This window comes from Streptomyces sp. NPDC096311 (assembly GCF_044763085.1).
Taxonomy (GTDB): domain Bacteria; phylum Actinomycetota; class Actinomycetes; order Streptomycetales; family Streptomycetaceae; genus Streptomyces.
This window is the reverse complement of sequence record NZ_JBIWFN010000007.1, coordinates 341,404-364,422: the sequence shown is the minus strand read 5'-3', so window position 1 is coordinate 364,422 and position 23,019 is coordinate 341,404. Positions and strand designations below refer to the sequence as shown.

General features: G+C 70.8%; 19 protein-coding genes. 6 read left to right on the top strand and 13 right to left on the bottom strand.

What is annotated here, in order from left to right:
• Positions 1-9 precede the first annotated feature (9 nt).
• The 4 genes from ACIRA5_RS20460 to ACIRA5_RS20445 all read left to right on the top strand — a co-directional run bounded on the left by ACIRA5_RS20460 (position 10) and on the right by ACIRA5_RS20445 (position 3,527).
• On the top strand, positions 10-924 hold the full coding sequence (locus ACIRA5_RS20460; protein ID WP_403692761.1) for an ROK family protein: 915 nt from the start codon (positions 10-12) through the stop codon (positions 922-924).
• 132 nt (positions 925-1,056) lie between these two features.
• Positions 1,057-1,938 (top strand): hypothetical protein, encoded by an 882-nt coding sequence (locus tag ACIRA5_RS20455; RefSeq protein WP_352047181.1) that lies wholly within the window; start codon positions 1,057-1,059, stop codon positions 1,936-1,938.
• Between the two features lie 108 nt (positions 1,939-2,046).
• Positions 2,047-2,298 (top strand): hypothetical protein, encoded by a 252-nt coding sequence (locus ACIRA5_RS20450; RefSeq protein WP_266424424.1) that lies wholly within the window; start codon positions 2,047-2,049, stop codon positions 2,296-2,298.
• Positions 2,299-2,309: 11 nt separating this feature from the next.
• Complete coding sequence (locus tag ACIRA5_RS20445) at positions 2,310-3,527, top strand: SPFH domain-containing protein (RefSeq protein WP_403692541.1); 1,218 nt, start codon at positions 2,310-2,312, stop codon at positions 3,525-3,527.
• 506 nt (positions 3,528-4,033) lie between these two features.
• Here the strand turns inward: ACIRA5_RS20445 and ACIRA5_RS20440 are convergent.
• The 13 genes from ACIRA5_RS20440 to ACIRA5_RS20380 all read right to left on the bottom strand — a co-directional run bounded on the left by ACIRA5_RS20440 (position 4,034) and on the right by ACIRA5_RS20380 (position 19,662).
• Complete coding sequence (locus ACIRA5_RS20440; RefSeq protein WP_403692539.1) at positions 4,034-5,575, bottom strand: NADase-type glycan-binding domain-containing protein; 1,542 nt, start codon at positions 5,573-5,575, stop codon at positions 4,034-4,036.
• Entirely contained in the window at positions 5,572-6,129 is a 558-nt protein-coding gene (locus ACIRA5_RS20435; protein WP_403692537.1) for a phage tail protein, read from the bottom strand. The genes ACIRA5_RS20440 and ACIRA5_RS20435 overlap by 4 nt, the downstream gene beginning before the upstream one ends.
• Complete coding sequence (locus ACIRA5_RS20430) at positions 6,126-8,084, bottom strand: putative baseplate assembly protein (RefSeq protein WP_403692534.1); 1,959 nt, start codon at positions 8,082-8,084, stop codon at positions 6,126-6,128. The genes ACIRA5_RS20435 and ACIRA5_RS20430 overlap by 4 nt, the downstream gene beginning before the upstream one ends.
• Complete coding sequence (locus ACIRA5_RS20425; protein ID WP_392928104.1) at positions 8,084-8,524, bottom strand: GPW/gp25 family protein; 441 nt, start codon at positions 8,522-8,524, stop codon at positions 8,084-8,086. The genes ACIRA5_RS20430 and ACIRA5_RS20425 overlap by 1 nt, the downstream gene beginning before the upstream one ends.
• 40 nt (positions 8,525-8,564) lie before the next feature.
• Positions 8,565-10,481, bottom strand: a complete 1,917-nt coding sequence (locus ACIRA5_RS20420; RefSeq protein ID WP_403692531.1) for a VgrG-related protein — start codon at positions 10,479-10,481, stop codon at positions 8,565-8,567.
• Positions 10,481-11,209: a LysM peptidoglycan-binding domain-containing protein gene (locus ACIRA5_RS20415; protein ID WP_403692529.1), complete on the bottom strand. Its 729-nt coding sequence runs from the start codon at positions 11,207-11,209 to the stop codon at positions 10,481-10,483. Before ACIRA5_RS20415 ends, ACIRA5_RS20420 begins: the two co-directional genes overlap by 1 nt.
• A 15-nt stretch (positions 11,210-11,224) precedes the next feature.
• Complete coding sequence (locus ACIRA5_RS20410; protein WP_403692527.1) at positions 11,225-11,650, bottom strand: phage tail protein; 426 nt, start codon at positions 11,648-11,650, stop codon at positions 11,225-11,227.
• A 48-nt stretch (positions 11,651-11,698) separates the two neighbouring features.
• Positions 11,699-12,037, bottom strand: a complete 339-nt coding sequence (locus tag ACIRA5_RS20405; RefSeq protein ID WP_403692524.1) for a hypothetical protein — start codon at positions 12,035-12,037, stop codon at positions 11,699-11,701.
• Between the two features lie 3,264 nt (positions 12,038-15,301).
• Positions 15,302-15,460: a DUF6760 family protein gene (locus tag ACIRA5_RS20400; RefSeq protein ID WP_095856654.1), complete on the bottom strand. Its 159-nt coding sequence runs from the start codon at positions 15,458-15,460 to the stop codon at positions 15,302-15,304.
• Positions 15,457-15,927, bottom strand: coding sequence for a hypothetical protein (locus ACIRA5_RS20395; protein ID WP_403692522.1), 471 nt, complete (start codon positions 15,925-15,927; stop codon positions 15,457-15,459). Before ACIRA5_RS20395 ends, ACIRA5_RS20400 begins: the two co-directional genes overlap by 4 nt.
• Positions 15,927-16,370: a phage tail protein gene (locus ACIRA5_RS20390; protein WP_054230236.1), complete on the bottom strand. Its 444-nt coding sequence runs from the start codon at positions 16,368-16,370 to the stop codon at positions 15,927-15,929. Before ACIRA5_RS20390 ends, ACIRA5_RS20395 begins: the two co-directional genes overlap by 1 nt.
• 72 nt (positions 16,371-16,442) lie before the next feature.
• A complete protein-coding gene (locus ACIRA5_RS20385; protein WP_403692519.1) occupies positions 16,443-18,023 on the bottom strand; it encodes a phage tail sheath subtilisin-like domain-containing protein in 1,581 nt (526 codons plus the stop codon).
• 205 nt (positions 18,024-18,228) lie between these two features.
• Positions 18,229-19,662 carry a DUF4157 domain-containing protein gene (locus ACIRA5_RS20380; RefSeq protein WP_403692516.1) on the bottom strand — a complete coding sequence of 478 codons (1,434 nt, stop codon included), beginning with the start codon at positions 19,660-19,662 and terminating at the stop codon, positions 18,229-18,231.
• A gap of 352 nt (positions 19,663-20,014) precedes the next feature.
• Here ACIRA5_RS20380 and ACIRA5_RS20375 point away from each other — a divergent pair, with 352 nt between their 5' ends.
• Complete coding sequence (locus ACIRA5_RS20375; protein ID WP_403692514.1) at positions 20,015-21,439, top strand: RICIN domain-containing protein; 1,425 nt, start codon at positions 20,015-20,017, stop codon at positions 21,437-21,439.
• Between the two features lie 91 nt (positions 21,440-21,530).
• Complete coding sequence (locus tag ACIRA5_RS20370; protein WP_403692511.1) at positions 21,531-22,970, top strand: hydrolase; 1,440 nt, start codon at positions 21,531-21,533, stop codon at positions 22,968-22,970.
• Positions 22,971-23,019: the final 49 nt, after the last annotated feature.

Here is a 23,019-nt window from a genome sequence, read left to right as displayed (position 1 = left end):
ACGCCCGGGGTGTACGCCGGTGTCGACATCGGCGGTACGACCACCCAGGTCGTGCTCTGCGCGGCCGACCTCACCGTCGTCGACTCCGTGGAGGTGCCGACACCGGCGGCCGAGGGCGGACGGGCGATGGTCCGCGCCGCGCTCGCCGCTCTGGATCCGCTCCGCGCCCGCGCGGCCTCGCGACTGCTCGGCGTCGGCGTCGGCGCGGCAGGTGTCGTCGACAGCCGGGCCGGCCGCATCCTCGTGGCGAGCGACTCCTTCCGCTCCTGGGCCGGGTTCCCGGTGACGGCGACGGTCGAGGACGCGCTCGGCGTACCGGCCTTCCTCGACAACGACGTCAACGCCTTCCTGCGTGGCGAGGTCGCGAAGGGGGCCGTCGCGGGAGAGCCCGCCGCACTCGGGATGACGCTCGGCACCGGGGTCGGGGGCGCGCTGTGGCTGGACGGTGCGCTGTTCGAGGGGGCGCACGGAGCGGCGGGCGAGATCGGCCATCTCCCCGGTTTCGGCGACCTGCCGTGCACCTGCGGCGGCCGTGGCCACCTGGAGACGCTCGCCTCCGGCCGCTCCCTGGCGGCCCGCTACGGCGAGCGGACGGGGCGCTCCCTGACCGCCCGGGGCATCGCAGAGGCGGCGGTCCGCGGCGACCCCGAGGCGCTCGCCGTCTACGAGGCCGCGGGGGCGGGCGTCGCCCGCGCGATCCTGATCACGGCGGGCCTGGTGGACCTCACGACCTTCGTGATCGGCGGCGGGGTCAGCCGGGCCTGGGGCCTCCTCGAACCGTCGATCGCCGCCGCGCTCGCCGCCGAGCCGCCGGTCAGCGGACAGCCGATCCGGGTCGTACGGGCCCGGCTGGGGAGCCGTGCGGTGGCGATCGGCGCGGCGTCCCGGGCCCGGACGGAACTCGGGGCGGTGACCAGGGTGTAGGGGGCGGGGTGGGTAACTGCCGTTGTCCGGTGGGTGAGTTGACGGCCAACGCTCCTTCATTGGTCTGTACATGACCGCAGTTGACGGGCCAGACTGTGCGCCGAAACCGCACCCCCCACCGAGGAGCACCTCATGCGCATGCCCGCCCGGCAACGTTGTCACGCGGTCCTGGCCGGACTCGTCACCCTCGCCACGGCCGCCGTGCTGTCCGTCTCCGTCACCACACCCGCCTCGGCCGCCGACACCTGGACCGAGGTGGGCTCCGACCGCGCCGACCCGCTGACCGAGAGCCAGGGCCTGACCTCGGTCGAGGTCCCGGCCGGCAGCCCCAACCACTACACCGGGATCGGCACCATCCCGATCGGCGTCAGCAGCCGGGGCTGGAACCACGTCGGCGACCCGGACGCCTCCTACAACGGCTACTACGTCGAGCCGTACCAGAGCGACTCCGGCAGCTCCAAGATGTACCGGGTGCAGGCGCCCGGCGGGGCCTGGTCGGAGTACGTCCACGCGCTGAGCCCCGGCGAGGCGCTGAACAACTCCTTCGACACCATCTCCCCTGACGGCCAGTGGATGGTGTCGGGGGAGTGGGGCACGATGACCCGGCTGCTGGTGTTCCCGACCCCCGGCGTGAACCCGAGCACCTCCCCCTCGGCCAACCTCCCGCAGGCCTCCACCATCAACCTCGACCACGCCGTCCGTGACGTACAGGGCTGCGACTTCGTCACCGCGACCCAGCTGCTGTGCTCCTCCGACGACCCGGCGGGCACCCTCTTCGGCATCACCAAGCCGCTGCTGCAGATCGACCTGTCCGCCGCCCCCAGTGGCAGCGGCGACGTGACGGGCCATGTCACCGCCCTGCGTCAGCTCCCGCTGCGCAGCTCCTGCTCGGGCACCTTCGAGGCCGAGGGCATCGACTACGACCGGCGCACAGGCACACTGCGCGTGATCGTCGTGTCGCCCGGCTTCTGTGTCCTGACCGACAGCAAGACCTACCGGTTCACCAAGAGCTGAGCGTCCGCACGCGGGGAGTGGCACCGGCGGCGACGGGAGCGTAGGCGTCCGAGGTGGGGGAGGTCTAAGGTCGGAAGCAGAACCAGAGAAATGGGGAGGCGGCCGACAGTGGTGCAGGACGAGGCCGTGATCGGCTGTACCGGGGAGCTGCTCATCGGCACACGGGGAACCGCCGGTCCCGGCGAGATACTCGTGCGGGTCAGAGGCGGATCCGAGACCTTCCTTGCCTGGTCGCAGGAGCCCCTGCCGATGGGGGCGACCGTGCTCGTGGTCGAATCCAGAGGATGCCGTGAGGTCGACGTCATCCGCTGGGTCGATCCGCTGGACGCGTTGGACGGCGATTCCGTCGACGCCGGTTAAGGAGAAACAGGATGTTCGGTTACCGCGTTCCCGCTCCCGACGAGGCGATGCTGATCTCGGGAGGCAGGCGGGGACTGGGGGGCGCGCCGTTCCGGGTGGTCACGGGGCACGGAAAGTTCGTGCTGCCCGTCTTCCGTAAGACCCGCTTCCTCACGCTGTCGATGTGCGAGGCCGAGGTGACCGAGACCTGTGTCACCAGGCAGGGCATCGCGCTGCATGTCCGCGCCGTCATCGCCTTCAAGGTCGGCAACGACACCGAGAGCATCATCAACGCCGGTCAGCGCTTCCTCTCCGACCAGGAACAGATGTCGGTGCTGACCGGCCGGATCTTCGCCGGTCACCTGCGCGCCATCATCGGCTCGATGACCGTCGAGGAGATCGTCACCGAGCGGCAGAAGCTCGCCGCGGAGGTCCTGGACACCTCGAAGGTCGAGATGGCGAAGATCGGTCTGATCGTGGACTCGCTGCAGATCCAGTCGATCGACGACGGTGACACCGGCTACATCGCGGCCATGTCCGCACCGCACAAGGCCGCCATCCAGCGGCAGGCCCAGATCGCGCAGGCCCAGGCGACCCAGGCCTCGGTCGAGGCGGAGCAGGTGGCCGCGCGCAACCAGGCCGAGTACGCCCGCCAGACCGCGATCGTGAAGGCGGAGTACTCGGCCGAGGTGGACCGCGCCCAGGCGCAGGCCGCCCAGGCCGGACCGCTGGCGCAGGCGCACGCCCAGCAGGAGGTGCTCGCGGCGCAGACCGAACTGGCCCAGCGGGCGGCCCAGTTGCGTCAGCAGCAGCTCGTCGCCGAGATCGTCAAGCCCGCCGAGGCAGAGGCGGAGCGGATCAAGGTGCTCGCCATCGCCGATGCGGAACGCATGAAGATCCAGGCCGAGGCCGCCGCCTCGCACGACCGCGTGGCGCTCGACCGGATGCTGATCGACCAGCTCCCGCTGATCGTGAAGGAGGCCGCGGGCGGTCTCGCCGGCGCCAACGTCAACGTCCTGAACGGCGCGGACGGCCTGGGTGAGATCGCCGCCGGGCTGGTCGCCCAGGGCCTGACGATCCTGGACTCGGTCCGCCAGAACCTGAACGGTCAGAACGCGGGCGACCAGAAGTCCGGGGGGCGTTCGGAGAAGACGGAAGGACTGCTGGAGCTCCAGAGCTACCGGCGGACCCCGGAACAGCAGGACAGGGACGGGAACGAGCCGGAGGACGGCCCGTCCTCGACGACCTGACCCGAGGTTCCCGTACCGCAACGGCGCGTGCGCCCGGTTCGGTGCGGTGGTGGACGAGTGACGGAGTGAAGCGGCCGCCGTTCCCTGGGGACGGCGGCGCGCTCCCACCCGGGCGGTACACGGGTATGGACGTCCCGTCAGGAAAGCCAGCCGGTGGAGCTGTTCCCGGGAGGAAGAGACGGGGGCAGCGCGCGAGGGCCGGGGCCCGGAGCGCCGGGCGGTCTCGGGTGAAGACCGCCCGACGAGGGATCCCTGTTGAGGATCCATTCGAGTTCGCGCTGGATTCTGCGGGCCTCGTTGCGGACCTGCAGGGGTATGTCCCCTCGTTCGGAGATCAGTTGGGCGTAGATGGGTGCGTCGTGCACAGGTAGTGCTTCTCCTCGGGTCTGGTGCCTTCCCTCTACGGTAAGGCCGCGGTGGTGCCGCGGGACTCATCCTCCCAGTTCGGCCAGAACCGGAACCACCCGACCAAGGAATGGCACCTTCCCCACGAACCGTCGGTGTCCCTACGAGTCGTTGGCGCTCGAGGGACCGAACAACTCGATCTCGGCTATGGAGACCTGCTTGTCCCTGGCCGTGCCATAGGCCGAGCGGATGATGAAACGGACCGCCGTGACATCACCCACGCGGAACTTGCGCTGCTGAGGGCCCGCGACCTGGTCGAGGGTGAGGAAGCGGGTGCTCGTCTTGCCGTTCGCCGTGGTGATCCGGGCCTCGATACGGTGCGGCAGCGCCGACTTCGTGAGCTGGTCCGCGTGGTTGGAGGTGCCCGAGGTGATGATCACGTCCAGCAGCCGGGTGGGCTGCTCGAAGCGGGCCTCGAGCCACTCGCCGTCCGCGGCCCCCGAGACGCCGGGTCCCCACCAGGTGTTGTTGAGCTTGTCGAAGGCGAGCCCCGCGCCGTGACCGCCGAAGGAACGGGACGCCTTCACGTGGTCCGGGCCGACCGGGACCCGCTTGGCGAAGTGGTCCTTCACCGCCTGCACGGCCGTACCGGTGTTCATCACGGCGAACACCAGCAGGCCGAGCACCACCGCGCCGACCACCCAGTTCATGACGCGTCCGAAGCCCCGCCGCAGTCGGGGCCGGTCCCCGGCCCACGGCACCTCTCCGTTGCGGGAGTTGAGCACCCGGCGCCACCAGGGCAGCCGGCCCGGCACCTGCCGCTCCCCGGCCATCGACAGCGCGCAACGCCCGCAGAAGTGCCGGTCCGGCCGGTTGGGAGTGGCGCACCAGGGACAGGGCACACCCCCGTCCGCACCGGGCTCCGCGACCGGGGTACGGACCTGCGGGCGGCTCGCCGCGGGGCGGCCGGGCAGTACGGGTGTCACCGACGGCGCGACCCGCGGTTCCGGGTCCGCCACCGGCACCAGCAGGGACCTGGCCCGCTCGGCCGCGGAGTCCCGGTCGGGGGCGGCGGAGGGCAGGGGCTCGGTGGCCGCGGTCTCGTCCGGCCGCGCGGGAGCGGCCGGTACGGAGCCGTGGGCGGCGACGGGGGCCGGGTGGGGACGCGCGGTGTCGTCGCTCATAGGGCTCGGACGCGCCGCGTCACCGAACACCGGCGCACCAGGGGCCGACGCGTCCGGTCCGGCCGGCCCACCGCCCACTCCACCGTCCTCGTCCGGGCCGTCGGCGGGTCGCGCGGCACCCGTCCTGTCGGCGCTCACGGTGTCCGCGTCCGCGTCCGCGACGGCGATGGCGTCCGGCGTCGGCCGCCCGCCGGCTCCGGACGCCGCGTCGTGCGCCGTACGAGCCGTTCCCGTACCGGCGCCCGGTCGCGCGAACGCGTCCCAGCCCGGCTCGCCCTCGGCCGACCCGGCGGATCCCGCCGCCCGGGAGCCCTGGTCGCCGGCCCTCGGCGCCGCCTCGTCGGCGGCAGCCGCGGGCCGGCGGGTCCGGGCCGCGACCCCCGCCGGAGCCGGGTCCCCGGCCCAGTCGAGCACCGCACCGCAGGCGTCGCAGAAGGACTGGCCGGGCTCCGCCCGGGTGCCGCACTCGGCGCAGGCCGGGGCGCGCCCGGGGCCGGTGCCTGGGGTCTGGGTGGTCATTTCTCGGGGATCCTTTCGGCGGCGGTCACCTGGACCGTGTAGGGCATGTGGGCGGGACGGGCGGCCGCCACGAGGTTCTCCAGCCGGTACTCGTCCGCCGGGGTCGGCTCGGGCAGCCGGAGCGTGACGTGCAGCCGGGGGCGACGGTCGCCGGGGACCGGGCCGAGCGGTCGCGGGTCCCAGGCGGCGGCGCCGCTCTCGGTGATCTCCGGCTCGACACCGAAGGCGAGGTGTACCGCTTCGGACAGGCCGCGGCGGGTGCCTCGTACGCGATGCAGGTACGCGGCGGCGGCGACGGCCGCGCGCAGCCGCGCGTCCGGTTCCGTGCCGTCGACCTCGGCGCCGACCCAGGTGCCCAGCCAGCGGGCGAAGTCGGCCGGTGCGAGCGCCGGGTCGAAGTAGGTGTGCAGACAGTCGAGGGCCAGCAGGATCGGCGCGACCACCTCGTCGAGACCCGCGACGAAACGCAGCGCCAGGTCGTCGTCGGCGAAGACCGCGGGGAGCATCCCGCCGATCGGCGCCGAGGACTCCAGGCCGTCGATGGAGCCCCTCATGAGCCGTCTCCGATGACGCGGACCCGGTGGTCGAAGGAGAACACCAGCGAAGGGGCCTCCAGGTCGATCCGGTCGGTCGGGTCGCCGCGCTTGCCGGTCAGCGGGTCGGCGGGGTGGAGCTGCACCGCGTCGACGAGTTCGACGCCGGGCACACGTTGCAGCACCGCGAAGACCTCGCCCGCCTGCACGGGCCGGCCGAACGGCCAGCCGGTGCCGTCCGCGCCGCCGGTGAGCGGGTCCAGATGGCGGTAGAGCGCGTCGTGGGCCTGGCGGCGCACCCGGTCGGTGTCCACCCCGCGGAAGGCGTGCACGGTGGCGACGACGGTGACGCCCTGGTAGAAGGGCGGCCCGACCGCGAGCCGGGTGCCGATCAGCCGGCGCTCGTCGAGGTGGCGCGTGATGCGCTGCAACAGGGAGTCGCCGGGAACGAGTTGCTCGAAGCGCAGCCGTCCGCCGGGGTCGGGCACGGCCTGCGGGACGACCAGGACACGGACCGCGTAGGCGCCGTGCTCGCCCTCCTCGCCCTCCAGACAGGTGATACGGGCCGTCTCGGGGGCGGCGCGCCGGGCCAGTTCCTCGTAGTCGCGCAGGGTCACGGCCCGCTCCTGGGCGCGCAGCGTGATCGGAGCCCGGGTCTTCGCCTCCTCGACCGTCTCGCCCTCGACGCCGCCCCGGGCGGCCTCCCGGTTGACGACGTCGGCCACGTACGGCACCGAGCTGCGCAGCACCTGGACGGCGCCCCGGGCGACGTTCCCGGCCCGGCCGCCGCCGGTGCGGTAGCGGCGGGCGCGGATCACGGCCCCCTTGGGCGCCACCGTCCCGTACTGGCGCATCGTGCCGTCGGGTTCGCGGACGGCGGGTCCGAAGGCGATCTCGCCGGTCGCCGCGTCCAGGGTGATGTGCCGGTCGGTGGGACCGGACGCGGCGAAGTGCGGGACGACGTCCCAGTCGACCCAGCCGTCGCGCTCGGCGGTCTGCAACAACACCGGCGGGGTGTCGCCCACGACGGGGAAGTGGGCGAGCCGCAGCCGCTGCCCGGGCAGACCGGTGGACTCGCCGAGCGCCTCGTCCTGGACGGTCTCCGCGTGGATGGACGAGGTGGTCCCGCCGAGGGTGAACGCGTCGGCGGACCGGATGGTCGGAGACGTGGTGTAGAAGGGCTGGTCGGACAGCGGTTCGGTGACCCGGCAGCGCAGCCAGCCCGCCTCCTGGCCTCCGGTGCGCGACAGGGTGTGGCCGCCCGGCACGTGCAGGACCACCTCACCGGGCCGGTTCAGACCACCGGTGCCGTCCCGGTCCACCTCGCAGGCCGCCCAGCCGTCCTCGGTCCACGCCTCCCAGACCAGCGGCGGCTGCCGCGGATCGACACCGACACCGTCGACCCGGCTGTCCAGCTCCAGGCCCAGCGCGCAGTGCGGTACGGCGGCGGTGAGGCCGAGGAGCATGCAGTCACCGGGGCTCGGCGACTCCGCGAAACACAGCACGTCCTTGCCCTCGGCGAGATCGGCGGTCCGGTCGGTGACCGCACCACCGCTCTGCTGCACGACGAGACGACCCAACGAGCAGGGAACCACGGTCAGTTCGCGCTCGGTCGCGAAGACGACCGCCTCCTCGCTCTCGGTGCGCACGGTGGCGGCCTCGGTTCCCACGGGCAGCACGATGGGCTCCTCGTGCGGCGCGGACAGCCAGAACGTGAGGTCCGTCCGGGCGGCCGAGGGCGGGAACAGCGTGATGCCGACGAGGTCGAGGAACGCCAGGTGGTTCTTCTCGGGGACGCGGTTGAGCCGGTAGACGATCTGGTCGGCCATGTGGGCGACCGTTTCCACGAGGGTGACGCCCGGGTCCGACACGTTGTGGTCGGTCCATTCGGGGGCGCGCTGCTGGATGTAGCGCTTGGCGTCGTCGACGAACTGCTGGAAGCGGCGGTCGTCGAGGTTCGGGGAGGGCAGTGCCATCAGCGGTCGCTTTCAAGGGAGTTGCCCGCGCCGGAGGCGTCGGGCTCCTCGTGGGAGGGGATGACGTAGAACGGAAAGACCAGGCTGCGCGGGTTGTTGGTGCCGCGGATCGAGTAGCGCACGTCGATGAAGAGCACGCCCTGGTCGGGGCCCGCCGTCACCTCGACGTCGTTGACCTCGATCCGTGGCTCCCAGCGGTCGAGGGTGGTGTACACCTCGTGCTGGATCCGGCCGGCCGTCGCCTCGTTGACCGGCGCGAACACCAGGTCGTGGATGGCACAGCCGAACTCGGGCCGCATCGGGCGCTCGCCCGGCGCGGTGGCCAGCACCAGCCGGATGGCCTCCTCGATCTCCCGCTCCCCGCTGACCATGGCGATGCCACCGGTGGGACCGATGCGCAGGGGGAACGCCCAGCCGGATCCAACGAACTGCTCGGCCATCAGAGGGCCACCCGCCTACTCCTGAAGAACGTTCCGGCCGTCACGGCAGCGGATACGGCTTGTTGTTGACCAGCACCACACCCTGCAAGGCGAGCGTGATGGCCCGAATGCCCACATTCGCGATGGAGTTGACCTGCACGCTGCCGCCGGCGGTGAGCGTCGCGGCGCCCACCGCCTTGAGGCTGAGCGCCCCCATCGCGTCGACGGTGACCGCACCGCCGAGCGACTTGAGGTTGACCAGGCCGCGGCCCTCGATGTTGAGCGGGCCGCCGCTCTTGATGGTCAGACTCCGGCGCGCGCTCAGGGTGAGGTCGGTGCCGGCCTCGACCGACACCGACCGGGAGCCCTTGATGGTGACGGAGCCCTTGCTGTCCACGGTGATCTCGGTCTTCGTGCGATCGAGATTGATGATCAGCTTGTCGTTGCCGGAGGCGATCCGCACCCCCTGCTTGCGGGCACCGGTCTGCTGGCTGAGCAGGTCCACCCGGTTGCCCTTCCGGTCGGAAAGGGTGTGCCGGATCGCCTGCTTCTTCAGCCCGTCGTGCAGTGGTACGTCACTGACCACGGTCGGTTTGTCCTTGCCGTTGTAGAGGCCGCCGATGACGAACGGGTGGTCCAGGGCACCACGGTCGAAGGCCACCAGCACCTCGTCGTTGACGTCGAACGGGAACACCCCGCCGCCGCCCTTCCCGCCGAGCTGCACGGTTCGCGTCCAGTCGCTCTCGTACGCGTCGTCCAGCCAGGGGAACTGGAGCTTGACCCGGCCCTGCTTCAGCGGGTCCTGCACATTCGTCACCAGGGCGTTGGCCACGCTCGGCAGCTTCGGCGCGGTGGCGGTGCCCCCGCCGGACGTGAGTCCGTACAGGGAGCGCCACTGCCGGCCGCTGACGGTGATCCAGGTCTGGTAGTGCTCGTCGTAGCCGAAGACGTGCCGCACGGACGTCACCGTGTACTTGCCCTCGAACGGCTTGCCCACGTCGGTCAGCGTGACCGGAACACCGGGACGCAGCTTGGGGTTGCCGAACACCATGACCTCCAGTTCGGCGAAGGAGGAGGTCACGTCGTCGGCGAGGGCCTTGGCGGCGACCTTCACCTCGGCCAGGCGGTCGAAGGGTGTGTCGGTCTCGACCAGCTTGGCGGTCTTGAACTTCTGCGCCGTCTTCTGCGGGGTGGTGCCGATGGCGAAGCCGTCGTTGGACGTGGCGGGCGACGTGGCGGTGAGCTTCTTCTTCGTCGTGATGTTCCAGCCGCGTGCCTCGGTCTTGGCGACCTGGTCGGCGGAGGTGACCGCGGCCCGGCAGCGCAGGATGTCGATGCCGCCCTGCAGGACGAAGGGGCTCTTGTCGCCGGGGGTGCTGGTCGGCGGCGCGGTGGAGGCCGGGTCGGCCTTGGCGAACTGGAACTTCCCCTCGGAGTCCAGCGACATGACCACGTCGTTCTCGTCGGCCAGCCGCGCGAGGAAGTCCCAGTCGGTCACGTTGGCCTGACTGATGAACTCGTAGACCGTCGTGGTGGGCTTGATGCCGCCCTTCCCCTTGCCGATCGGAATGCCGTTCATCGTGGCCAGCTTCTTCGCGATGTCCGCGGCCGTCTGGTTGCGGTACGCGGCGACCCTGCGCTGGCGCATCAGACGGTGGCCCATGTCGTAGCCGCGGATGACGGTGAAGGTGCCGGTGCCGTCGTAGTCGGTCTCCATGCCGGTCACCTCGCCGGTCAGCAGCGGGGAGGCCGCGCCCTGGCCGTCCGCGACCGGAGCGAGCGTCACCGGGGTGCCGCACTGGATGCCGAGTTCGCCGAGCACCAGCCGGTCCGGGTCGCGGAAGGTCAGCCGGAACGCGGCCGGCACCCCCGCCCCGAGGTCGACCCAGCAGCCGACGAGGTCGGAGGCGATCTTCTCCGGGACCGGATTGTCGTCCACGGTCACGTGGACGACGTTGGAGTACGAAGGCTGGACCATCAGAAACCCACCTCTTCGGCGGCGGGCAGCACGAGCTCGGTGCCGTTCGACAGTCGGTTCGGGTCGTCGATGTCGTTCGCCTCGGCGATCGCCCGCCAGGCCGCCGCGTCCCCGTACTCCCGCCACGCCAGCGACTGCAGCGAGTCGCCCGCGACGACCCGGTGCACACGCTGTGCGGTGAGCGCGCCCGACGTCGGGTTCTGCCCCTTGGTCTTGCTGGGGATCTCGTGCAGATGCACCTGACAGGTGGCGCGGATCGGCACGCCCGTCGTGCCGAACAGGGAGTAACTGGCGTCCACCGAACTGACGTACGCCGTGAACCGCGCGGTCGAGAACGATCCCCACTGGAACACCACCCACGGAGTGGACGGCTGCTTGGCGGCGATGCTCTTCTCCGTCACCTCGCAGCAGGAGAACAGCGACTCGACCTTCTTCAGCACCGAATTGCTGGTCGGGTCGTCGGACGAATCGAGGAAGATCTCGACGGTCATCTCTTGGGGCTCGGGCCCCATGAACTCCGGGAGAGAGCCTTTCCGTACGGCCGCGGTCGGGGTGGTCTTCCAGCGGGCGCGACGGCTCAGCGAGAGCGTCGAGGGGTTGAAGTCGAAGTTGAACGTCTTGATCAACCCGCCCGGAGTGGTGCTGCGGCCGATGGGCGGCTCGTGAATGGCCAGCGTGGCCCTCACCAGACTCTTGCCCGCCCCGCCCTTTCCTGACTTGCCTGCCATGTTCTTCGCCGTTCCCTAGTCCGTGAACCCGTGGTGGGTGATTTCCAGCACCTCCGTGGCCACGGCCGGGCTGGCCGGGTCCAGGGAGGGCCCCTGCCAACTGACCGGGAGCACCTCGAGCAGACCCCAGCGGGCCACCTCCGAGCCGTCCGCGCGCAGCGCCGCGATCTGCGCGGTCGGCCGCTTGACCCCCGTGGTCACGGAGGACACCCAGGCCGCGACCTTCGCGGTGTCCGGTGTCAGCGGGCGGGTCAGCCGGATGTTGGAGAAGGTCACGCGGGACGGAAGCTGCCACACGAACCCGTTGTTGCCGCCCTCCTGGCGCTGCTCGATCTCCACCTGCGACGAGAGTCCTTCACACCCGTTGAAGTAACCGAGGCTCTCGCCGTCGATGGTGAGGGTGAAGAAGATGGTGGAGCCCGGGTCTCGATCGGTGGCCATCGGGGATCGGCCTTTCTTGGGGTGTCGTGTCGTACGGGGTGGTGGAGGTCAGCGACGGGGATCGCGCAACTTGCCGATCCGCTCCCGTTCGAGGCGGAGTTCGGTCCGCAGCAAGCGGGTGATCGACCCGGCCATCTTGTATGTCAGCTCGTCGACCTGCCCCTGGGTCAGGGACCGGGGATCGAAATCGACGGGGGTGTACGCGGGCGGGGCCTCTTCGCGCTCGGCGTGCGAGGGCAGTGGCCGATGGGGCGGCTCGATCGAGGAGTACGGGGGCGGGGGGTCGCTCGGAGGAGGCGGCGGTGGTGGCGGCGGCGAGGCGGGTGAGTACGCGGGAGGGGACGTCGGGTTGACGTCCCGCTGGACCGAGAGGAGTGCTGGGGGCACGACGGGGGTGGCAGGTGCGGTGATGGTGCCGGTGAGTGCGGGAAGTACGGGGGGTGCGGGAAGTACGGGAGGTACGGGAGGTACGGGAGGTACGGCCGAGGAGCGCTGTACCGGCAGGGCTACGGGCGGGGCGGCGGGGGTTGCGTTGAGGGGGACGGCCGCTTTGGGGGTGGGGCTCGCGGAACTCGTCGGGGGCGCTGAGGGCGTTGGCTGCGCTGGGGCCGTCGAGGTCATGCGCTGAATCGGTGGCGTCGGTGGCGTCGGGCGTGCCGGTCGCGCCGGGTCTGTCGGGAGGGGGAGTCCGTCCGACGGGCGAGGCATGGGCGTGTTCGGAGTGGAGGAACGCTGTACGACGGGGGCGGGGGCTGCGCTGTGCGTCGCTGGGGGCGTGAGACCGGGGGACACGCCTTCGGCGGGCAGCGGGCGCGCAGGGGTGTGGCGAGCCGTCGAGCGTTGAACGGCGGGTGTGTCGGGTGCCTGCCGCGGCGGAGCGGGCTCGGTGGCGACTCGCTGGACGACGGGGGCACCGAGGCCGAGACGGCGTGGGGTCGTGGCATCGGGGCCAGGAGCGCGGTGCTGCTTCGCGGACATCTGGGGCGGGGATGCGGGTGCCGAGGTCTCGGGCTGCCGAACCGCCGAGCGCTGCACAGGGGGCACGGGAGGCACGGCGGCCCCGGCGACCTTCGTACGGGCGATGCCGGAATGCTCTGGAGCTGGAGCTGGAGCTGGAGTCGGCACAGATGCGCGAGGTGCGAGCGGCCCCGCGGCACTCGTGGGTGTTGCCCGTGACGCACTCGCACGGGGCAGTGGCGTCGAAGCCGTCGAAGCCGTCGAAGCCGTCGAGGGCGCCGAGGGCGCCGAGGAGGCAACGCGCTGTATCGCGGGGACAGTTGCTGTCGGTGAGCTCGGCGTCGACGGGTTTGCAGGGCCTGCGGAGGCCGAACCACGTCGCGCCGATGGGCCGCTCCCAACGGTGCCGGGTTGAGCAAGGGGAACGGTGGCAAGGCGCCGGAGGACTGGAGCACCGGCGCCGGGAACCTCGGGGCCTCGCGCCGCCGGACCGCCGTGGGTACCTGCGACGGGCCCGCCGACCGACGGGTGCGACACTGCCCGCCGCACCATGCCGCTGGTGCCGCTGGTGCCGCTGGTGCCGCTGGTGCCGCTGGTGCCGCTGGTGCCGCTGGTGCCACCGGGCAACCCAGGCGCCCTGGTCGACGAAGGTGCCGTTCCCGGTGCCTCAGGCGATCGGCGTACCGGACGGGGTACCGGACTGCCGCCAGGTCCGGAAGGGGCCCCGGCTGCCGAGGAACGCTGTACGGCCGGTGCCGGTGCCAGCACCGAGCCCGGGGTCGGGGTCGGGGCCGTTCCGGCTGCGGCCCCACCGGGGGCGACGGACGTGCCCCCGGTCGGGCCGGCTGCTCCTGCCGACCCGGGCCCGTCGGCACGCCCCGCCGACGGGCCACTCGCGGAGCCACCGCCAAAGACGCCGGAACGGGACCCGCTCCGGCCGTTGTCGGCTGTTGTGGCGCGCCGCAGCGGTACGGCCACGGGAGCGGTACGGCGCTGCACGGCGGCGGCAGGCGGCGTGGAGGGCAGCAGCGAGGTCAGTGCGCGTGAGGGAGCGAGCGGGCGCACCGGTGGACGCGGCGACGGCGGAGAGGTGGGAGCGACCTGCTCCGCACCACCGTCCGGCCGGGGGGCGCCGGGCCCACTGCCCGCCGGGCTCTGCGCCGTGCCCGCCACCGCACTCGTACGTTCCTGAGCGCGAGGTTCTGCCACGACGGCCCGCTGTACGACAGGGCTGCCCACCGTGGCCGCCCCTGACGCGGCGGAACCTGCCGGAGCCGGAGCCGGGGTCGATACCGCACGCTGAACAGGCAGGTCCCCGGACAGGGTTCCCGCCTCGGGAATCTCCCGTCGAGACGGTGCCGCACCTGATGACGACGATCCCGAAGGTGGCATCCCTGGCTCAGGGGACGCCGTCCTGGGAGACGTCGTCGCGGAGGGAGCCGGGGGAGTCGTCGCACCGCTGTGTGCGGCCGGTCGTCCCGTTGGGGTTCCCGCCGCACGCTGCACCGGACGTCGTACCGGCATCGCGTTCGAAGGCGGGGCGGACAAGGGCGCGCCCAGCCCCGAGCGTCGACGCGGGGCACTCGCAGTCGGGCTGCCGCCCGGAGTCACCGGAGTCCCTGGAGCGGTCGGTGCCGCCGAGGCCGTCGGTGCTGCCGCGAGGGGGGACACCGGTACGGACGTCCCGGCCGACGGCCCGTCCCCAACGGACGGCGCCCCCGGCCCCGTACGTCCGGAACCGCCCGACGTACTCCGCTGGACCGGAAGATCGGACCCGGCGGCAGAACCGTCGCGCGATCGCGACACGGAGACGGGAGGCGCGACTGGGCCGGCGGAGGCAGCCGGTGTCCCGGAACCCGGGAGCATGGCGGCGGGAGCCGAAGCCCGGGGAGCGGCGTCCGATGTCCGGGAAGTACTCATCGAAGTGGCAGAACCGACCGACGTTCTGCCACTGCCACTGCCACTGCCACTGGCATCGTCACTGCCGCCGTCACCGGTAGCCGGGACGGTGACGGCGGGCGTCGACGGCGGCTGCGGTACGGACGGCAAAGGCGCGGACGGCAATGGTGCGGACGGCTTCATCGCCGGTAGAGCCCGCCGCTGTACCGCGGGTCTGGCCGGTGCCTTGGTCAGTGAAGTCGGGCGTGTGGCCCGGGGAGCGGCGGGCGTCACCCGTGGACCGGCCGGCCCGAGGGCCGCCACCGGGGAACTCATGCGCTGCACGGGCAGCGCTCCGGTCTCCTCGTCCGAGTCCACGGGCGAGGCCACCGGCAGGGAGAGGGAGGGGAGTTCGAGCCCGGAGGCAGGTCCCACCGGGGCGGCGAGCAGGCCCTTGACCAGTCCGCCGGGCGCGCCGTCGAGGACGGCGTGCGACAGCGTGCCGGTGAAGGAGGGGTTCTGCCAGGTCGTCAGCCGACCGCCGAACCCGGCGTCGGCGACGGAGCCCGGCCGGTCCGTGGCCCGCTGGATCGGCGGCAGCGCGGGCCAGGCGGCAGGCCGGACCACACGCGCACCGGCTCCCCGCCCCGCACCGCCCGCCGTGGACGTATCGCTCACCCCGGCATCCGTACCGCCGGCCGGAGCCGAAGCGCCCGCCGGTCCGGAAGCGGACACGGCGGCGGAACCGCTGCCAGCTCCCCGCTCGGGTCCGCCGCCCCCGCCGCTCCGCAGCCGATCAAAAAGCCCCACGCCGTGTCACCCTTCTCCGGCGCCGCGGTTGACGAGTGCCGCGATCTGTTCCGTGTAGCCGCGCCGGTCGCGGTGTTCGAGATCCAGGATGGTCTCCAGGCTCCAGTGGAAGTGATAGGCGATGTACGCGATCTCCTCCTGGATGCGGTCGGTCGCGTACGTCACGATTCCCCCAGGCGGCTCCCGCCGAGTTCGACCTCGAACGGCTCCTCGCAGTGCGGGCAGGTCACGGCGGCACGGGTGTGGCCCTCCGCGTTGACCTGACGGTAGAAGTCCTGCAGGAAGGCCAGGTCCGAGGCGAACATGTTCTCCACCACCCCGTCGTGCACCAGCGGAAGTGTGCCCAGCCGGGTGATGACCCGGCCGAGCAGCACGACCGACAGGTACGCCGGGTTCTCCTGCACCCGCATGTCCCGCAGGGGGACCAGCTCGTCGCGAGCGGTGGCGAGCCGCATCACGCCGTGCCGGTGCACGGTGCCGGAGTCGTCCACGTACCCGCGCGGCAGCTCGAACTCGAACTCGGTGCGCAGCGGTTGCGCGGCCGCAGCCGGGGCCGGAGCCGGAGCAGCGGTCTGCTCCGGCTCCGGTTCGGCGACGGCCGTGGCCGCCGCCCTGGGAGCCGAACGGCGCATTACTCGATGACCAGTTCTTCGAAGGTGATCGTCACGGTCTCGGTGAGCGCGGACGCCTCGCCGGCCTTCACGGTGCTGGTGTCGATCTTGCTGCACCAGGCGTTGCGCATGTTGTACCGCTTGACCGGGTTGTTCATGTAGTCCATCACCATGATGGTGGCGTTCTTACGGGCGGTGCTCATCTGACCGGCGACGGATTCGGTGATCCACTGGTTGAAGGCCGCCGACTGCGTCATACCGCGGACGACCGTGCAGGTGCCGGCCTTCTTCACACCCGGCAGCTTCTTCGTGACGGGGATGCCCTGAGAGGAGACCTGCTGGTACTCGATGACGTCCTGCTCGATGCTGAGGCCGCTGACCTCCGCGAGGTACTCGACCATCACACCGTCGATCTGGAGGCCGAAATTGTGTGAAGTAAGGGCGTCACCCGGCTGGAGACTCATCTGTTCTCTGTCCTTCTAGGGTTTCTTGGGCGTACGGGGCGGAGCTGGTGGCCGATGGCCGAGAGGGCGGTACTACTCCTCCAACTCACCGCTGCCGCTGGAGAACTGGGCCAGCCGGAAGATCACGAACTCGGCGGGCTTGACCGGCGCGATGCCGATCTCGCAGATGACGCGGCCGAGGTCGACCGACTCCGGCGGGTTGGTCTCCTCGTCACACTTGACGTAGTACGCCTCCTCAGGCCGCGAGCCGAAGAGGGCGCCGTTGCGCCACTCATTGACCAGGAAGGCGGAGACATTGCGCCGGATCCGGGCCCACAGGGCGTGGTCGTTCGGCTCGAACACCACCCACTGGGTGCCGATCAGGATCGACTCCTCCAGGTAGTTGAAGTACCGGCGGATGTTGAGGTAGCGCCAGGCCGGGTCGGAGGACATGGTGCGGGCGCCCCAGACGCGGATGCCGCGGCCGGGGAAGGCGCGGATGCAGTTGACGCCGATGGGGTTGAGCAGGTCCTGCTCGCCACGGGTGATCTGGAGCTCCAGGTCCACCGCTCCTCGTACGACCTCGTTGGCGGGCGCCTTGTGCACACCGCGCTCGGAGTCGTTGCGGGCCCAGATGCCGGCGACGTGGCCGCTCGGCGGGATCAGCCGGGACTGGCCGGAGGCCGGGTCGAAGGCCTTGACCCAGGGGTAGTAGAGGGCGGCGTACTTGGAGTCGTAGCCGGCCGTCTCCTGGCGCCACACCCGGATCTGACGGGCGTTGAGGCCCGGCGGCGGGTCGATGACGGCGACCCGGTCGCCCATCAGCTCGCAGTGCGCGATCAGACCGAGCTGGACGGCCTTGACGGCCTCCAGGTCGATGGCGCCGCGCTGGTAGGCGGCCATCAGGTCGGGGACGGCGACCATCGAGACCTCGTCCACGGCCTCCAGGCCACCGAAGCCGGTGCGGTCGGCGGAGTCGCCGAGGTACTGGGCGGGGCCGGGGTGGCCGCCGTCCGTGGTGGCCGGGACGGCGGGGGAGGAGGCGGACGGGGCGGCGAGCGCCACCGTCTGGTTGTCGGGGCGGGCCAGCTGGGCGGCGGGCGCGGCCTCCTGCACGGCGATGAGCTTCGAGCGCTCCTTCACCTGGGTGACCACGTAGTTGCGACCGCCCTTCTTGGCGGTCACGTCGAAGGTCTCGGCGACCTTGTCGCCGTCCTTGACGATCAGCTTGAACCGCTCGGCCGGGCCCTCGCCCTCGGGGTCGGCGACCTCGACGCTCAGCGAGCCGCCCGCGACGGCGCTCACCGAGAACGTGCCGAGCTGCTTCGGCTCGCCCGGCGGCAGCGCGGCCTGCGCGCCGGAGCCGGTCACCGCGGCGGGGGCCGCGGAGTCGCCCGATGCGCCGCCGGGCGTTCCGCCGACCCGGACGACATAGGCGGCGCTGCCGCCGTTGTTGAAGAAACCGTAGACGGAGTGCGCGAGGTAGTACCCGTCGGTGAACTCACCGAAGGCCGCCACGTACTGCGTCCAGTTGGTCACCAGCGTCGGCTCGTGCAGGGGGCCGATCGGGGCAAGACCGACGAAGGCCGCCACCGAGGTGCCCACGCCCTCGATCGGACGCGAGCCGCTGGCCACCTCCTCGACGTAGACGCCCGGCGACAGGTAGGACGGCATGCTCTGCTCTCCTCGGGGTACGAGATGGGACGTCACTCACCCTCACGCGCGAAGCGCGCCCCCCGAAACGTCCTGGGGTGCCGGGTCGGGGGCAGCCGTGTTGCCCCCAGGGGCAATTCGGGAGGGGGATTGCGCGGGTGGAGGGGTCTTGGGCACTCGAGGACCGGCGCACACTCCTCTGTCGTACGGGTTGCGCTCCGCCGTCCTAGTTGCTGATGCTCCACGCCCAGGCGGCGCCCTTCGCGATGCGCGAGGCGAGCGTCAGGAAGTCCTGCTTGACGACCTCCGGGGTTTTCTCCGGAGGGAAGAGCGGCTTGATCGGCGAGTCTTCGGGGAAGTCGGCCGACAGCAGGGCCCGGTAGCGGTTGTAGACCTGTGCGATGTCTTTGCGGACCGCCTCCGATCCGCTCTTCGGGGGCGCTCCGAGGAGCCGGTTGTCATTCGTCGCCGCCATGGAGGCGACATCCATCAGGAAACAGTCCAGAAGGTCGGTCACGTCCTGTTGCTTGGCGCCGTCCACCTGGTCCTTCACGTCCTGAAGCAGACGTTCCGCCATTTCCGTGGTGACCGCCTTGTAGACCCCGTAGCGGGGGCCCTGGGGAATCACGCCGAGCACGTGGTCGGCCTGCTTGGCCTCGGCCGAGTTCATGAACTTGGGCTGTTCCTCGAGACCCGGCACGGGGAAGGGCATCCCCTTCAAATGCTGCTCCTCGTCGAGGAGTTGAGGCTTTGCCTCCGCGAGAGGATGTATGCCGAACTCGTGGGAGAGCATTCCGACGATGTAACCGATGTCGTAGTTCTCGAAGTAGTACGCGGCGAGAATGACCTTGACGCCCTTGTCCCCGTTGTCCTTGACCTCGGCCGGAGTGTCCGTGATCCGCTTCTCCAGGACGATGTCGCACGGGCGGCCGCGGAGATAGTCCTTGATGAGCTTGTGCTCCGACAGCAACTGAAGAACGCGCTGGGCCTTGCCGAAGTACTCCGGGTATTTGTTGGCCACGTTGGTGAACGCGATGTTCCCGCTGGCCATGCGGGCCCGCTGGATCGGCAGTGCGGCGCGCTGTACTGGAGGCGCCTCGACCGCACCGGTGGACACCGGCCGGTTCTCCAGTGGGACCGGCCCGGACATGACGCGTTTCGCATTGGCCTCGGCCGCCTGCTCGAAGCTGTCCCCGGGGTCGGACATGTGCAGCCCGGTGCCGTTGTCGGTACCCGCCACGGGGCCCTGCCGCTGCTGGACCACATGCGTCAGTTCATGAGCGAGCGTGTGCTTGTCGGCGCCGCCGGGGCCGATGACCACATGGCTGCCGGAGGTGTACGCATGGGCGCCGATCTCGGCCGCGGAACGCTGCGCCACGGTGTCCGTGTGCAGGCGTACGTCGGAGAAGTCGGCGCCGAGACGGGCCTCCATCTCTGTCCGGACCCCGGTCTCGAGTGGGCTTCCCGTGCTGCGCAGGACGTCATGGACCGCCGAACGCTGCACCGGTGCGGAGTGCCCGCACGCCGGGCCGTGTTCGTGAGCCTCCCGGGCCAGCAGTCCGGCGACCGCCGCGTTGCCCGCGGTGCGCTGGAGCGCGGTCACGGCCGACGGGGAGAATCCGCCGCCGGGGAGCAGGGCGGGTCCAGGTCCCGGGCCCACGCTCGCGGCCCCGTCCGTCCGCCGTGCAGCCGCCCGATCGGCAGGCCCACCTTTTCGGGCCTGCTGCTGGTCTGTCTGGCGTTCCTGCACCATCTGCCTCCTCGGCCGTCCGAGTGTGGTCCGCCGAGCGCACGGTCACACAACTCACCAGAAGAATGATGCGAGCGTCCTCCGCCCGGCCCGCAAGGTCACGGGGGACCTGTTCGGGAGCAGACCCCGTGCCCGAAAGGGCCACGGAGTGGTCCGCGTGGCGTCTGGCGCTCCGTCCGGGTGCCGTGGCAGGGGACTTCCGGGCAGCGAATCTGCCCTCTGGTCTCCTGACCGGAGCCGGTCGTCCTCATAGCGTCGTCGGGTGAGCCTTTGGACTTCGCTGGAGCCTGCCTCCAGCACTGTGGATCCCGGTGGCAGCACCAAGGTGCGGTTGCGGTTGCGTAATACCGGTGATGTGGTGGATGAGTACCGGTTCGAGCCGGTGGGTGATGTGGCGCCGTGGACGGTGGTGGAGCCGCAGACGCTGCGGCTTTATCCGGGGACGACGGGGACGGTGGAGTTGACGTTTGCGCCACCTCGTTCTCCGGACGCGGTGGCGGGTCCGAATCCGTTTGCGGTGCGGATCACGCCGACGGAGCATCCGGAGGCGACGACGGTTCCTGAGGGGAATCTGACGATCACGCCGTTCACGGAGGTGCGGGCGGAGTTGGTGCCGCCGACGGTGAAGGGGCGTTTTCGGGGGCGGCCGAAGCTGGCGGTCGACAATCTGGGCAATACGAGGCTGACGGCGTCGGTCAGTGGCAGTGACAACGGCGATCATCTGTCGTACGACATTCATCCCAGCAATGTGCAGATCGAGCCGGGTCGGGCGGCGTTCGTGAAGGCGACGTTGAAGCCGCGGCAGATCATCTGGTTCGGGTCGAAGGAGCAGCGGCCGTACACGCTGGCGATTCAGCGTTCGGGTACGGGGCCGCAGCCGGTGGAGGGTACGTATGTGCAGCGCGGGTTCCTGCCGCGTTGGCTCGCCACGTTTTTGGGTGTGTTCATGGCGCTCGCGATCACGTTCGTGATGCTGTGGATCGCGTACAAGCCCCAAGTGCACACGTCCGCCACGGAGAAGCTCCAGGAAGCCGGCATCAGCACGCTCCCGGCACCCACCCCGACCTTGTCGCAGGCGCCGAGTTCCGCGCCGGCGGACGTCCCGGCGGCTCCGTCCCAGCCACAGCAGACGCCCGAGAACGGTGGTGGAGGGGGCGGCGGCGGAGCGGTGGCCAGTCCCAAGGCGACGAAGAAGACGGCGACCGGGCCGCTGCCCGCGAGCAACATCGTGCTCAGGAACCCCACGACCAAGAAGTGTGCCGACATCCCGGGCTACGACAAGGGTTCGGTGAACGGCCCGGTCAGGGAGTTCACCTGCGACGGCACCACCCATGACAACCAGCTCTGGAACCTCGAAGTGCGCGAGAAGGGCAGCGGTCCCGAGAAGTCGGACCTCTTCCAGATCCGCAACGTCAAGGACCAGTTGTGCATGGACCTGCCCGACTACGGCGCCAAGCCCGCGCAGACCAAGGTGTCCGAGTTCCCGTGTGACGGCACGACCGCCGACAACCAGCTGTGGTGGCTCGACAAGCAGGACGACGGCCACTACTGGATCCGCAACTACTCCAGCAACCACCTGTGCCTGGACGTCGCCGGCTTCAGCACCGGCGGCAACGACACCCCACTCACGATCTACTACTGCAGCAAAACCGACGACCAGGAGTGGGACATCGTCCACCCGTCCTGACCCACAAAGGGCAGTGCGCCGCAGCTCTTTGGGCAGCCGTCGTGCCCCGACGCTTGCTGACGGGAGCGACGCCCGGCCATAGCGTCGTCGGGTGAGCCTTTGGACTTCGCTGGAGCCTGCCTCCAGCACTGTGGATCCCGGTGGCAGCACCAAGGTGCGGTTGCGGTTGCGTAATACCGGTGATGTGGTGGATGAGTACCGGTTCGAGCCGGTGGGTGATGTGGCGCCGTGGACGGTGGTGGAGCCGCAGACGCTGCGGCTTTATCCGGGGACGACGGGGACGGTGGAGTTGACGTTTGCGCCACCTCGTTCTCCGGACGCGGTGGCGGGTCCGAATCCGTTTGCGGTGCGGATCACGCCGACGGAGCATCCGGAGGCGACGACGGTTCCTGAGGGGAATCTGACGATCACGCCGTTCACGGAGGTGCGGGCGGAGTTGGTGCCGCCGACGGTGAAGGGGCGTTTTCGGGGGCGGCCGAAGCTGGCGGTCGACAATCTGGGCAATACGAGGCTGACGGCGTCGGTCAGTGGCAGTGACAACGGCGATCATCTGTCGTACGACATTCATCCCAGCAATGTGCAGATCGAGCCGGGTCGGGCGGCGTTCGTGAAGGCGACGTTGAAGCCGCGGCAGATCATCTGGTTCGGGTCGAAGGAGCAGCGGCCGTACACGCTGGCGATTCAGCGTTCGGGTACGGGGCCGCAGCCGGTGGAGGGTACGTATGTGCAGCGCGGGTTCCTGCCGCGTTGGCTCGCCACGTTTTTGGGTGTGTTCATGGCGCTCGCGATCACGTTCGTGATGCTGTGGATCGCGTACAAGCCCCAAGTGCACACGTCCGCCACGGAGAAGCTCCAGGAAGCCGGCATCAGCACGCTCCCGCCCAGCCCCTCGACCTCCGCGGCGCCACTCACGCCTCCCTCACCCAGCGCCGAGGCCCCGGTCGTGCCCTCCGCGCCCGAGACACAGGCCGCGAGCGGTTCCGGCGGGGGCGGCGGAGGTTCGTCCGAGACCAAGCCGAAGGAGTCGGCCAAACCGCAGGAGGACACGGCGGCGACCGCCGTCACGCAACTGGCCGCGCAGGACCCCGGACGGCACATCTGCTACCGGGCCTATCTGACGGACAAGGGCTGGACCAAACCGGTGTGCGACGGCGCCATGGCCGGCACGGTGGGAGAGGACCGCCCGATCAAGTCCCTCAACCTCGCCACGTCCGACACCGACGGCACGGCTGCCACCGCCTTCGTCTACTACCCCCAGTCGACCGATGGCAAGGGGCACTACAACGGGCCGTGGAAGGGCGTGGTCGACGGCGCCGATCTCTACATCGGCAGCACCAAGAAGGACGACCCGTACATGCTGGGCTTCGCCATGAACGTCGGCGAGAGCAAGAGCGTCGTCTGCCAGACCACGCACGTCCACAACGAGGGCTGGCACGGCCTGGCCTGCGACGAGCCCGGCGGGGACAACTACATCTTCGGCGGGACCCTGAGCAACCTGCTCTGGCTCGAGGCCGTCAAGTTCACCGTGTGAAGCGACCCTGCCCGGCCGACAGTCGTCGGCCGGGCAGGGTCGTGCGCGC

Bases quoted from the DNA above. Each gene is read 5' to 3' on its own strand.
- ACIRA5_RS20455 (WP_352047181.1), top strand. From the start codon at position 1,057: ATGCGCATGCCCGCCCGGCAACGTTGTCACGCGGTCCTGGCCGGACTC.
- ACIRA5_RS20445 (WP_403692541.1), top strand. From the start codon at position 2,310: ATGTTCGGTTACCGCGTTCCCGCTCCCGACGAGGCGATGCTGATCTCG.
- ACIRA5_RS20440 (WP_403692539.1), bottom strand. From the start codon at position 5,575: ATGACCACCCAGACCCCAGGCACCGGCCCCGGGCGCGCCCCGGCCTGC.
- ACIRA5_RS20435 (WP_403692537.1), bottom strand. From the start codon at position 6,129: ATGAGGGGCTCCATCGACGGCCTGGAGTCCTCGGCGCCGATCGGCGGG.
- ACIRA5_RS20430 (WP_403692534.1), bottom strand. From the start codon at position 8,084: ATGGCACTGCCCTCCCCGAACCTCGACGACCGCCGCTTCCAGCAGTTC.
- ACIRA5_RS20425 (WP_392928104.1), bottom strand. From the start codon at position 8,524: ATGGCCGAGCAGTTCGTTGGATCCGGCTGGGCGTTCCCCCTGCGCATC.
- ACIRA5_RS20420 (WP_403692531.1), bottom strand. From the start codon at position 10,481: ATGGTCCAGCCTTCGTACTCCAACGTCGTCCACGTGACCGTGGACGAC.
- ACIRA5_RS20415 (WP_403692529.1), bottom strand. From the start codon at position 11,209: ATGGCAGGCAAGTCAGGAAAGGGCGGGGCGGGCAAGAGTCTGGTGAGG.
- ACIRA5_RS20410 (WP_403692527.1), bottom strand. From the start codon at position 11,650: ATGGCCACCGATCGAGACCCGGGCTCCACCATCTTCTTCACCCTCACC.
- ACIRA5_RS20395 (WP_403692522.1), bottom strand. From the start codon at position 15,927: ATGCGCCGTTCGGCTCCCAGGGCGGCGGCCACGGCCGTCGCCGAACCG.
- ACIRA5_RS20390 (WP_054230236.1), bottom strand. From the start codon at position 16,370: ATGAGTCTCCAGCCGGGTGACGCCCTTACTTCACACAATTTCGGCCTC.
- ACIRA5_RS20385 (WP_403692519.1), bottom strand. From the start codon at position 18,023: ATGCCGTCCTACCTGTCGCCGGGCGTCTACGTCGAGGAGGTGGCCAGC.